The following is a 10,986-nucleotide window of genomic DNA, read 5'->3' as shown; positions in this document are numbered from 1 at the left end:
CGTCGGGCTTCTTGTCCTTCATCCACTGCTTGGAGAACTCGTAGCCCTTGAACACCGGCTGCCAGTAGGGCTCGCCGGTCTTGCCGAGGTCGATCGCCGCGCCCACCGCGGGGATGTGGGACGTGTAGACGCTTGCGCTGATGTGGGCCATTTACTTCTTCTCCCCGGTGTAGCGGTTACCCTCGATGGATCGGCCGCCCTTCACCATCATGTCGCGGTACTGTTCTTCGGTCATGCCGGTCATGCTGCCGGCCATCTGCTGAAAGCTCTTGCCGTCGGTCGCGCCGATCTTGGCCAGGAAGTAGATGTTGCCGCCGAGCGCGATGCAGCGATTGAGGTCGCGATCGAGCACGGCCTGCTTCTGCTCCTCGGTCATCGGCCATTCGTCGAGATAAGCGCGCTCGTTGGCCTTGAAGCGCGTGCGATTCTCCGCCTTCATCAGCGACATACAGAACTGATTGAGGTGATAGCCTTGGCGCGACATGTCGGCGTCGAAGATGGTGGTGCCGGGAATGTCCTTGTAGGGTTTGTCGAGTGACATCGGATGATCTCCTCTCTAGGATTCGTCTGGCCAGTACAGCCGCATTGGATTGTCGACCAAGAGCTTGCGCTGCAATTCGGGCGTGACCGCAATATGCGGGATGAAATCGACCAGAAGGCCGTCATCAGGCATATGCCCCTTCAGATTGGGATGCGGCCAATCGGTACCCCAGAGCACGCGGTCCGGGAAGGTCTCGACCACGCGGCGTGCGAAAGGAATGACGTCTTTATAGGGATTCTGTTCTCCATTGAGCGCCGGCGGTCCTGCGACCGACAGCCGCTCCGGGCAGCTCACCTTCGACCAAACGTTGGGATGCTCCCGCATGAACTTCAGGAACAATGAGAACTCGGGACCGTCGATCGGCTTGGACACGTCGGGCCGGCCCATGTGATCCACCACGACAGTGGTCGGCAAGGTCGTGAAGAAATCCCAGAGTTCGGGCAGGTCCACGGCCTCGAAGTAGATCACGACATGCCAGCCGAGCTTGCCGATCCGCGCCGCGATCTCGTTCAGCTCGTCCTTCGGCGTGAAGTCGACGAGGCGCTTGACGAAGTTGAAGCGCACGCCGCGGACGCCGGCCGCATGCATCGCCTGCAGCTCGGCATCGGTGACGCTGCGCTTGACGGTCGCAACCCCGCGGGCCTTGCCGCCGGAATGAACGAGCGCGTCGATCATGGCGCGATTGTCGGCGCCGTGGCAGGTCGCCTGCACCACGACGTTGCGCGAGAAGCCGAGATGGTCACGCAGTGCGTAGAGCTGCTGGCGCGATGCGTCGCACGGCGTATATTTGCGTTCGGGCGCGTAGGGGTATTCGCCGCCGGGGCCGAACACATGGCAATGCGCATCGACCGCGCCCGCCGGCACCGCGAAGCGCGGCTTTGATGGCCCGGTGTACCAGTCAAGCCAACCCGGGGTCTTTTCGAACGGCCCGGTCACAGGTTTCGACATCAACGCTTACCTCTCTCGTGTTTCGTTGGGCCTGAAGCCGGCTCAGGCCGGCTCCATGCCCTGGCGACGCTTGGGCGCTTCCGCCTCCGCTGACGCCAGATAGGTGATCAGCTCGCGCGCGCCGGTCTCATTGGTGGCCTTGGCGCAGATCGCGCAGGCAAAGGTCGTGACCGACTGGGCGCCGGCGGGCAGGGGTCCGGCGATCTCGATATCAGGCACATCCAGGAATTCACTCAATTGCTGGAAGCCGAGCTCGACCTCGCCACGCGCCACCAGCGTGCCGACGGGGATGCCGGGAGGCGCCTTCACCAGCCGTTCGGCGACCGCTTGATCGATGTTCCATTTCTTGAGCAGGCTCAGCAGGTGGTCGCCGCTCGGCCCCGTGGAGTAGCCGATCGAGCGAGCGGCCAGCACGGCAGACTTGAGCGAGGCTTCGCTTCGGAGGTCCGGACGGTCGGCCTTGGCGCGGATCGCGACCGCCATGGCTGACTTCGCGAAGCCGACCCGGCTGCCCGGCTTCAGGAAGCCGTCCGCCTCGAGCTGCTTCAACGCATCCTCGGCGAGCACGACGATATCGAACGCCTCGCCGGCGCGCACGCGCTTGGCCGCATCGACGCCGCCGACGGATTCGATCGCAACCGAATGCCCCGTCTTCTTCTCATAGGCGCCGGTCAGCTCCGCCAGGATCTGACGGGTCGCCATTGAGGAGATGCCAGTTACGCGTGCGGCCATGGTCCAGCTTTCAGTCGATGTATTTCAGCCCGGCTTTGGCCAGGGGCTCGCGCATCTTGTACATGTCGAGCCCGAGCACGCCGCTCGCGAGCTTTTCGCGCTTGTCGGCCTCGTTGTTCTCGCGCGCTTCGGCCGCATCCGCCGCCTGCTGGGCGACCGCGGCTGGAACCACGACGATGCCGTCCATGTCGGCAACGATCACGTCGCCCGGATTGACCCGTGCGCCGGCGCAGATGACGGGGATGTTGACCGAGCCAAGCGTCGCCTTGACTGTGCCGCGCGCACTGATCGCGCGCGAGAAGACAGGGAATTTCATCTCGGTGAGATCCATCACGTCACGGACGCCGCCGTCGATGATCAGGCCCTTTGCGCCGCGGGCGCGGAAGGAGGTTGCGAGCAAATCGCCAAAGAAGCCGTCGGTGTTCTCGACCGTGCAGGCCGCGACCACGACGTCGCCGGGCTGGATTTGTTCGGCGGCGACATGCAGCATCCAGTTGTCGCCAGGCTGCAGCAGCACGGTGACGGCGGTGCCGCAGATCTGCGCGCCGGAATAGATCGGCCGCATATAGGGCTGCATCAGCCCGACGCGGCCCATCGCCTCGTGGATGGTCGCAACGCCAAAGCGCGAGAGTTTTTCGACGGCCGCCTTGTCGGCCCGCACGATGTTGCGCTTCACAATTCCAAGGTCGTTCATCGCAGCGCTCATGTTACTTGCCCTTCGCTTTCAGCGCGGCATCGATGCGCGGGAAGACGCGGCGGGCGTTGCCTTCGTAGATCTTGTGGCGATCTTCCGCGGTCAGCGTCTTGGCGCCTTCGATGTAGCGCTTGGTATCGTCGTAGTGGAATCCGGTCTCCGGATCGATGCCGCGCACCGCGCCGATCATTTCGCTGGCGAACAGCACGTTCTCGACCGGGATCACCTTGGTGAGCAGGTCGATGCCGGGCTGGTGATAGACGCAGGTGTCGAAGAAGATGTTGTTGAGGAGGTGGTCCTTCAGCAGCGGCTTCTTCATTTCCTGCGCCAGCCCGCGGAAACGGCCCCAGTGATACGGCACGGCGCCGCCGCCATGCGGGATCAGGAAGCGCAGCTTGGGAAAATCCTTGAACAGGTCGGACGTCAGGCACTGCATGAACGCCGTGGTGTCGGCGTTCAGATAATGCGAGCCGGTGGTGTGGAAGCACGCATTGCAGCTCGTCGAGACGTGGATCATCGCGGGGATGTCGAGCTCGACCATCTTCTCATAGATCGGATACCAGTGCCGATCAGAGAGCGGCGGCGAGGTCCAGTGACCGCCGGACGGATCGGGATTGAGGTTGATGCCGACGAAGCCATACTCGTTGATGCACTTCTCGATCTCGGGAATGCACGTCTTGGGATCGACGCCGGGCGACTGCGGCAGCATCGCGACGCCCATGAAGTGGTCCGGGAACAGCTTTGCGACCCGGTGGCACAGCTCGTTGCAGATCGCGGCCCAGGTCGAGGACACCTCGAAATCGCCGATGTGATGGGCCATGAAGCTCGCGCGCGGCGAGAAGATGGTGAGGTCGCTGCCGCGCTCCTTCATCAGCTTGAGCTGGTTGTTGACGATGGAGTCGCGCAGCTCGTCGTCAGAGATATTCAGCTCGCTCGCCTTCGGCTTGACGGAGGGGTCCTTGATTCCGGCGATCTGGCGGTTGCGCCACTCTTCCAGGGCCTTGGGTGCGGTCGTATAGTGTCCGTGGACGTCGATGATCACGTGACCTCTCCTTCAGTTTTTTGTACGGCCTGCCTCGATCAACGCGGCTCGTGCGTGGCGTCGGCGGGCGTCCTGGTGACCGGCGCAGGCCGCGGTCGCGCCACTGCGGGGCGGTCGAGCGCGGGCGCTTGCAACGAAGCAACCGTGGACCGCACCAATTGTTCGATCGCGTCTTCCGCGTCCGCACCGTTGGCTTCGCCGCGCGACAGGCGCGACACGCGATCGGGTGTCACCAGCGTGTAATAGAGCGCGCCGAGCAGGAAATGGCTGCGCCACACGATCTCGGTGCGCGGGACATTTGGCAGGCACGCGCCGATCGCGTCGATCAGGGCGTGGCTGGTGTCGTCAAAGGTCTGGGCGATGATGCGGCGGGCGACGTCGTTGCTCTCGGCCGACATGATCGCGCGCAGCCGCGTGAAGCGGGCGCCGCCGCCGGCGAGGTCGCTGCCGGAGGAGAAGGCGGGCAGCACATAGGCGCGGACGATCGCCTCGAGCCGGTCCTGGGGATCGCGGACGCGTTGGGCCGCTGACAGCAGCTCGGAGCGGCGCTGGTTCATCGGGCCGCAATGGCGCTGGTAGATCTCCAGCAGCAGGCCGTCCTTGGTCGCAAAATGATAGGTGACGCTGCCCGGATTGGCGCCGGCAGCCTGGGCGATGTCGCGCACCGAGACGGCGTTGAAACCGTTGACCGAAAACAGCTCCTCCGCGGCAGCGAGAATGGCTTCCCGCATGTTCGGTTTGCGCGCCGTTTCCTTCCGGGTGGGCTTCTGTACCATGTTCCTTGTACTATTGTACAAAGAAGTCGGACAAGTCAACAAGGCCTGTGGGCAGGGTCGGGGTTCCGACAATGCAGGACGCAGGTTTAGCTTCGCCGCTCATGTTACGACCAGCACTGGAGAATTCCCGGCCGGGTAGGCCTCGCGGCGGTCGTTAGGCGCTGAGGATTCCGTGCGCGACGAGAGCCTGCCTGAGCGCCTCGGCTGTCGTATGGTGATGCGCAAACAGGCCCGCGTCGCGTGCGCCGGTGACATTGGCCGGATGGTCGTCGACAAACAGGACGGCGGCAGGCGGAACCTGCAATTCCCGGAGACAGAGGCGGTAGCAGTCAGGGTTGGGCTTGGCGACCTTGAACCGCGCCGCTGCAAATATCTTGGCGCCGAAGAGAGGGCGCAATTCCGGGAACAGAACGTCGATGTGATCGGCGACGAGCGTCGTGTTGTTGGTCAGAACGGCAACGTTCACAGATCCGGCGAGATTGCCGACAATCTCGAGGACCGCCATATCCGGAGGCATGGCGTGGCGTCGCGCCGCCAGCCATTCATCCAGCGATAGTGGGTAGTTCAGCCGCTCGCCAAAGCCGCGCAGGTAATCGGCGGCATCGAGTGCGCCATTGTCGCCGAGGAATTCGAACCCGCTTCCCCAGATCGCCTCATAGACCTGATCGGGCGAAGACCCCGCTATCCGGGCGAGATACGCCGCACGCGCCTGTCGGTTGTAATGGCAAAGCACGTTGTCCATGTCGAACAGGACGAGCTTGATCTGCCCGGCCGCCGCCACGTGCTCGCGCGCCATCGGGGATCAGGCCGCACGCTTGAACGGCGCGACCTGGATGCCGCTGGCCTTGAGCGCGTCGCGCAAATTGCGCGCGATTTCCACCGCGCCGGGCGTGTCGCCATGGATGCAGACCGTGTCGGTGCGCATCTTGATGACCTTGCCGGTGACCGAGACCACGGCGCCATCCTGCACCATGCGCACGACGCGATCGGCAATCGCCTTGGCGTCGTGCAAGACGGCGCCGGGCTTCTTGCGCGAAACCAGATTGCCGTCATCCTCATAGGCGCGGTCGGCAAACACCTCGTGCACCATCGGCAGGTTTGCATCTTCTCCGGCCTTCACCAGCTTTGAATTGGCGAGTACCACGAAGATCAGATTTGGGTCGACCGCCCTGATGCCGGCCGCGATCGCCTTTGCCGTCATGTCGTCCTCGCAGGCGACGTTCGACAGCGCGCCATGCGCCTTCACATGCGTGACCTTGTGGCCGGCCGCAGTCGCAATCGCCTGCAGCGCACCGATCTGATAGGCGACGAGGTTCTCGATCTCGGAGGCTTTCAGGCCGAGGATCGGGTGGCGGCCAAATCCGCGCAAATCGTTATAGCCGGGGTGGGCACCGATCGACACGCCGCGCGCCTTCGCAAGCTCCACCGTTCGCCGCATGATGTCGGGGTCGCCGGCATGGAAGCCGCAGGCGACGTTGACCGACGTTGCGAGCTCGAGCATCGCCTCGTCATTGCCCATCTGCCAGGCGCCAAATCCTTCGCCGAGGTCGCAATTGAGATCGATCGTCTTCATGGGCTGTCCTCCGCTATCTCGCCTGATGCGTGGCCGTGCCATGTCGCGGCGTCGATGGCGTTGACCGCATGTCCCGCGACATTAGCATCCTGCAGGGCTTCGATGTTGAGTGCGACGGTGTCGCTCGACCGCAGCCGGTCGGGGAGGCTGCGCAAGAGGCCTGCGAACCTGCGCGCCTCGTCCTGAGCCTCGGCCATGCTGATGGCCTTGAAGCGGAACGGCGTTCCCGCCGAAGTCTGCGCGAAGCGGCCGAAATCGGATGTGATCACGGTTGCGATCTTCGGATAGCCGCCTGAGGTTCCGCGATCCATCATCAGCACGATCGGCGCGCCGTTGCCGGGCACCTGGATGCTGCCGTTCACGGTGCCGTCGGAGACGATATTGTGGCCGTGCAGATGTTTTATGGCGGGGCCTTCGAGCCGGTAGCCCATCCGATCCGACGTCGCCGAGATCTTCCAGTCGCTGTTGAGGAACAGCGCCTTGTTCTCATCGTCGAACTCGTCGTCCTGCGGGCCCAGCACGACGCGGATCGGTCCGCTTACGGCCTTCGGCAATTCGATGCGCCGCTCCGGCGCGCCGCTTGCGGCATCGACGGCAAACTCATCGCCCGCCTGCAGCGGGCGCGGGTAGGGGCTGCCGAGACCGGCGCGGGCATTCACGGCGAGGCTGCCGAACACGGCCTCGCCCTTGATAGCGCCTTCGATCGCGAGATAGCTGAAGGCACCGCCGCGCGCGAAGCCGAGTGTCAGCGTCTCGCCGTCTTTCAGCGTCACCGAGCTTTCGAATGCGGCGGGACGTCCGCCGATGTCGGCATTGCGCGGCGCGCCGGCAATGGCCACACGCACGGCGCCGTCACGCGCAGTGAAGGAGGCGCCGAACGGGCCGATCTCGATGCCCGCGGCAAACAGCGCGTTGCCGACGAGGCAGTTGGCGGCCGCCAGCGCCAGCCGGTCCATCGCGCCGCTCGGCGTCAGGCCATAGCGCTGTGAGCCCGGCCGGCCGCCATCCTGGACGGAGCTTGCAGGCCCGATGCTGGCGACGATCAGCCGGCTCATGCGCTAACCTGCTCGGCAATGATCTCGCCGGCCTCGGCGGCCTTGTCCTGCTCCGCAAAGGTCTTGTGATCGACTGCGAAAAACGTCACGCGATCACCGGGTTCGGTCAAAAAGATCGGATTCCGGTGAAGCTGGTAGGTGCGCACGGCCGTGCGGCCCAGAAGATGCCAGCCGCTCGGACCTGCAAGGCACTGGATGCCGGTCTGGATGCCGCCGATCGCGATCGTGCCGGCCGGCGTCAAGAGCCGCGGATTTTGCCGGCGCGACATCTGCAGCGATTTGTCGAGCCCGCTGAGGTAGGACCAGCCCGGCGTGAAGCCGATCATGGCCACGCGATAGTCGCCCGCGACGTGGCGGGCCACGATGTCGTCGGGCGTGGTGTTGAGCGCTTTCGCAACATCCTCGAGATCGATGCCGTGCTCGCCACCATAAGCCACGGGCACGCGCCATCGCCGCGTTTTCGCAGTCGGCGGCGCAGGCTGGCTTGCGAGCGCGAGCAGCTTTTCGCCGAGCGCGTCGTAGCCGATCTTGCCGGGGTCGTAATGCACGAGCAGGGAACGGTAGGTCGGCACGGACTCGGTGACGCCGTCGATGTCAGCGTCGGTGAGTGCACGGTCCAGCGCCAGCACCGCCTGGTTGGCATCATCGTCGATGCTGCGGCTGTACTCGACCGTCATGGCACTGTCGCCACTCGGCAGAAGGCGGGGCGGTGAAAACGTCGCGGCCATAGCCTGTCGGAATCCGCCTTTTCTGGAATTGCGGGTGGAATCCCGCGTTTCGCGCGAAGGTCCCTTTGCTTCGCGTAAATGCGCATCCAAGTCCAATAAATTAATCCAAGGCAGGACGATAAAGCCTTGTTATCGCATCGCATAAACGCCTTGCAGCACTTCGGTTTTGGCTCTTGACGGCAAGGCTGCGCCTCGCAAGATGCGCGCTCACTTCACCGCCCATCCGGAGCTCGTCCTCTTCCATGTCGCTCTCACCCGAAGCCCGAAAGACCCTCGCCGGCATCACGACAGCCACCATCACCACGGTCCTGCTCAAGAAAGGCCTGCGGAACGTCTGGATGCGCGGCGCGCGCCCGCTGAAGCCGGGGCTGCCGCGCCTGGTCGGGCCGGCCTTCACGCTGCGCTTCGTGCCGGCGCGCGAGGATCTGGCGACGCCGGAATCCTGGTCGTCGCCGATCTCGACCCGCACCGCGATCGAGGCGATGCCCGAGGGCTGCATCGCGGTGGTCGACGCCATGGGCATCACCGATGCCGGCATCTTTGGCGACATCCTCTGCGCGCGCATGGTCAAGCGTGGCGTGACTGCACTCGTCACCGACGGCGTGGTGCGTGATCTCGAGGGCGTGCTCGGCACCAATCTTCCGGTCTGGTGCGACGGCTATGCCGCGCCGCCTTCGGTCGCGGGCCTCACTTTCGTCGGCTGGGGCGAGCCGATCGGCTGCGGCGGCGTCGCGGTGTTTCCGAACGACATCGTCGTGGCCGACCAGGACGGCTGCGTGCTGATCCCGCAGGCGATGCTCGACCACGTGCTCAACGAGGGCGTCGAGCAGGAGCGGATGGAAGCCTGGATCGTCAACGAGGTGAACAATGGCGCGGTGCTGCCGGGCCTCTATCCCATGAACGCCGAGACCAAGGCGCGCTACGCGGCCAGCAAGAAGTAACAGGAAGCGAGGATACACATGGAGATCACCGTCGCAGGCTCGCGGCCGACCCGCCGCGCGCCCAAGGAACATTTTACGGGCACCGTGTTGCAGGACCCCGTCATCATGGCGCCCGCGCCGGCGCGGCTCAACTGCTCGCGCGTCACCTTCGAGCCCGGCGCGCGCACCAACTGGCACCACCATCCGCTCGGGCAGACGCTCTACGTGATCTCAGGCGTCGGCCGCGTGCAGCAAAAGGGCGGGCCCGTGCGGGAAATCCGGCCCGGCGACACCGTCTGGATTCCGCCGGGCGAGGTGCACTGGCACGGTGCCACCCCGAACAACAGCATGTGCCACATCGCCATGCAGGAGGCGCTCGACGGTGTCTATTCCACGTGGCTGGAGCCCGTGAGCGACGCGGACTACTCCGCGCCGGTGGGCTAAGTCTCGTACCCGGACGCTGCGCAACGCGAAGCGGTGCGCTGCAGATCCGGGGCCTACACACAAGCTGGGTCCCGGCTCGGCGGAGCGGCATTTCATGCCGCACCGCGTCCGGGACACGAGAGATTACATCTTCTCCGCGGTCCAGGTGCCCGAGCACATCGGGCCCTTCCACGTGCCCGAACCGGACGTGCCGGACAGGCGGCCAAAACCGACGGCGCGCTTGATGCCGCTGCTGAGCGTGACGTTGATGCTGCCGGCGTCGGCGACGCGGCCGGAGGCCGACATCGCGGCGCCGTTGGAAGCGACCTGACCGTTGCTGATGCCGATCGAGACGGTTGCGCCGTTGCCGCAAGCTTCGCTCGACGAGGCGATCCGGACATTCCAGGCGCCGTCAAAGCTTGTGGTCGCCGCGCGCGCCTGCACGACCGGCAGGGCAATGAGAAGAAGGCTGATCAAAAGGCCTTTGCGAAAATAATTCATGGCTCGCCCCTATGGGTTGAACGTGAGGGGAACTTGCCATGGGACGGATCGGGCCGATGTGAGGACTGTCACGCCGGTTCCATGGGCGTGACATGGCGCACGCTTGGCCGCATTCTGTGCAGCGCAACGTGACAAGGCGCTGCCGCCATGCCCTGTTGCGTGCATCCTGATGGGCTTGTTCGCAAAGGGAAGCGTCGATGCCTGAGTCCGACAAGGTGTTCGCCGGCTCGGTGCCGGAAAACTACGACCGCTACATGGTCCCCCTGATCTTCCAGGGCTATGCCGACGACATGGCGCGTCGCGTTGCCGCGCGCACGCCCAAGGCCGTGCTGGAGACAGCGGCGGGAAGCGGCGCGGTCACGCGCGCGGTCGCGGCCGTTCTTTCACCTGATGCCACTTACGTGGTGACCGATCTCAATCAGCCCATGCTCGACCATGCGCGGCAACGGCAAGGCGACGATGCGCGCCTGACCTGGCGCCAGGCGGATGCGCTGGCGCTGCCGTTTCCGGATGGCTCATTCGACCTCATCTGCTGCCAGTTCGGCGCGATGTTCTTTCCGGATCGCGTCAAGGGCTATCAGGAGACACGACGCGTGCTGAGGCCGAACGGCGTTTTCATCTTCAACGTCTGGGACAGGATCGAGGACAACGTCATTGCAGCAGATGTCACCGACGCAATGGCCGAGTTCTTCCCGGACGATCCGCCGCGCTTCCTCGCGCGCACGCCGCATGGCTATCACGATACCGCAAAAATCCGCCGCGACGTGCTGGCCGCAGGCTTTTCAGGCGTGACGATCGAAACGCGGTCTGATCTCAATCAGGCCATCTCTCCGCAGCTTGCCGCGACCGCCTACTGCCAGGGCACGCCGCTGCGCGGCGAGATCGAGGCGCGGCGCGCGGACGCGCTGGAGGCTGCGACCGCTCACGCGACAAAGGTGATCATCGCGCGACATGGCGAGGGCGAGATCTCAGCCAAGATCCAGGCCCACGTGATCGAGGCGATGGCCTAAACGGGCCCGCTCAGTTCACGCGCGTCCAGGTCTGGCCGCCGCA

General features: G+C 64.9%; 14 protein-coding genes and 1 pseudogene. 3 read left to right on the top strand and 12 right to left on the bottom strand.

Annotated features, from left to right (window positions below):
- From C2U70_RS31550 to pxpB, 11 genes and pseudogenes are all read right to left on the bottom strand, one after another.
- Positions 1–151 (bottom strand): annotated as a pseudogene (locus tag C2U70_RS31550) (protocatechuate 3,4-dioxygenase); the annotation flags it as partial.
- Positions 152–541 (bottom strand): protocatechuate 4,5-dioxygenase subunit alpha, encoded by a 390-nt coding sequence (gene ligA / locus C2U70_RS31545; protein WP_140982535.1) that lies wholly within the window; start codon positions 539–541, stop codon positions 152–154.
- Positions 542–556: 15 nt separating this feature from the next.
- Complete coding sequence (locus C2U70_RS31540) at positions 557–1,489, bottom strand: amidohydrolase family protein (protein WP_140982534.1); 933 nt, start codon at positions 1,487–1,489, stop codon at positions 557–559.
- A gap of 42 nt (positions 1,490–1,531) precedes the next feature.
- Positions 1,532–2,191, bottom strand: a complete 660-nt coding sequence (locus C2U70_RS31535) for a substrate-binding domain-containing protein (protein WP_246666916.1) — start codon at positions 2,189–2,191, stop codon at positions 1,532–1,534.
- 40 nt (positions 2,192–2,231) lie between these two features.
- Positions 2,232–2,927: a 4-carboxy-4-hydroxy-2-oxoadipate aldolase/oxaloacetate decarboxylase gene (gene ligK, locus C2U70_RS31530; RefSeq protein ID WP_186294585.1), complete on the bottom strand. Its 696-nt coding sequence runs from the start codon at positions 2,925–2,927 to the stop codon at positions 2,232–2,234.
- Between the two features lies 1 nt (position 2,928).
- On the bottom strand, positions 2,929–3,957 hold the full coding sequence (locus C2U70_RS31525) for an amidohydrolase family protein (protein ID WP_140982531.1): 1,029 nt from the start codon (positions 3,955–3,957) through the stop codon (positions 2,929–2,931).
- Positions 3,958–3,995: 38 nt separating this feature from the next.
- On the bottom strand, positions 3,996–4,733 hold the full coding sequence (locus tag C2U70_RS31520) for a TetR/AcrR family transcriptional regulator (protein ID WP_140982530.1): 738 nt from the start codon (positions 4,731–4,733) through the stop codon (positions 3,996–3,998).
- A 154-nt stretch (positions 4,734–4,887) separates the two neighbouring features.
- A complete protein-coding gene (locus tag C2U70_RS31515) occupies positions 4,888–5,529 on the bottom strand; it encodes an HAD family hydrolase (protein ID WP_140982529.1) in 642 nt (213 codons plus the stop codon).
- 6 nt (positions 5,530–5,535) lie between these two features.
- Positions 5,536–6,306, bottom strand: coding sequence for a LamB/YcsF family protein (locus C2U70_RS31510; RefSeq protein WP_140982528.1), 771 nt, complete (start codon positions 6,304–6,306; stop codon positions 5,536–5,538).
- Positions 6,303–7,361, bottom strand: a complete 1,059-nt coding sequence (locus C2U70_RS31505; protein WP_140982527.1) for a biotin-dependent carboxyltransferase family protein — start codon at positions 7,359–7,361, stop codon at positions 6,303–6,305. The genes C2U70_RS31510 and C2U70_RS31505 overlap by 4 nt, the downstream gene beginning before the upstream one ends.
- Positions 7,358–8,089: a 5-oxoprolinase subunit PxpB gene (gene pxpB / locus C2U70_RS31500; protein WP_140982526.1), complete on the bottom strand. Its 732-nt coding sequence runs from the start codon at positions 8,087–8,089 to the stop codon at positions 7,358–7,360. Before pxpB ends, C2U70_RS31505 begins: the two co-directional genes overlap by 4 nt.
- A 242-nt stretch (positions 8,090–8,331) precedes the next feature.
- Between pxpB and C2U70_RS31495 the strand changes: the two genes are divergently transcribed.
- Entirely contained in the window at positions 8,332–9,030 is a 699-nt protein-coding gene (locus tag C2U70_RS31495) for a ribonuclease activity regulator RraA (RefSeq protein ID WP_140982525.1), read from the top strand.
- 18 nt (positions 9,031–9,048) lie between these two features.
- Complete coding sequence (locus tag C2U70_RS31490; protein WP_140982524.1) at positions 9,049–9,453, top strand: (R)-mandelonitrile lyase; 405 nt, start codon at positions 9,049–9,051, stop codon at positions 9,451–9,453.
- Between the two features lie 123 nt (positions 9,454–9,576).
- Here C2U70_RS31490 and C2U70_RS31485 read toward each other — a convergent pair whose 3' ends face one another.
- On the bottom strand, positions 9,577–9,933 hold the full coding sequence (locus C2U70_RS31485; RefSeq protein WP_140982523.1) for a hypothetical protein: 357 nt from the start codon (positions 9,931–9,933) through the stop codon (positions 9,577–9,579).
- A 197-nt stretch (positions 9,934–10,130) separates the two neighbouring features.
- Here C2U70_RS31485 and C2U70_RS31480 point away from each other — a divergent pair, with 197 nt between their 5' ends.
- Complete coding sequence (locus C2U70_RS31480) at positions 10,131–10,943, top strand: class I SAM-dependent methyltransferase (protein WP_140982522.1); 813 nt, start codon at positions 10,131–10,133, stop codon at positions 10,941–10,943.
- Positions 10,944–10,986 lie beyond the last annotated feature (43 nt).

It is taken from the genome of Bradyrhizobium guangdongense, assembly GCF_006483445.1.
GTDB classification, from domain to species: Bacteria; Pseudomonadota; Alphaproteobacteria; order Rhizobiales; family Xanthobacteraceae; genus Bradyrhizobium; species Bradyrhizobium guangdongense_A.
Note: the sequence above shows the minus strand (reverse complement) of the source record. Positions and strands in the feature narration are given on the sequence as shown.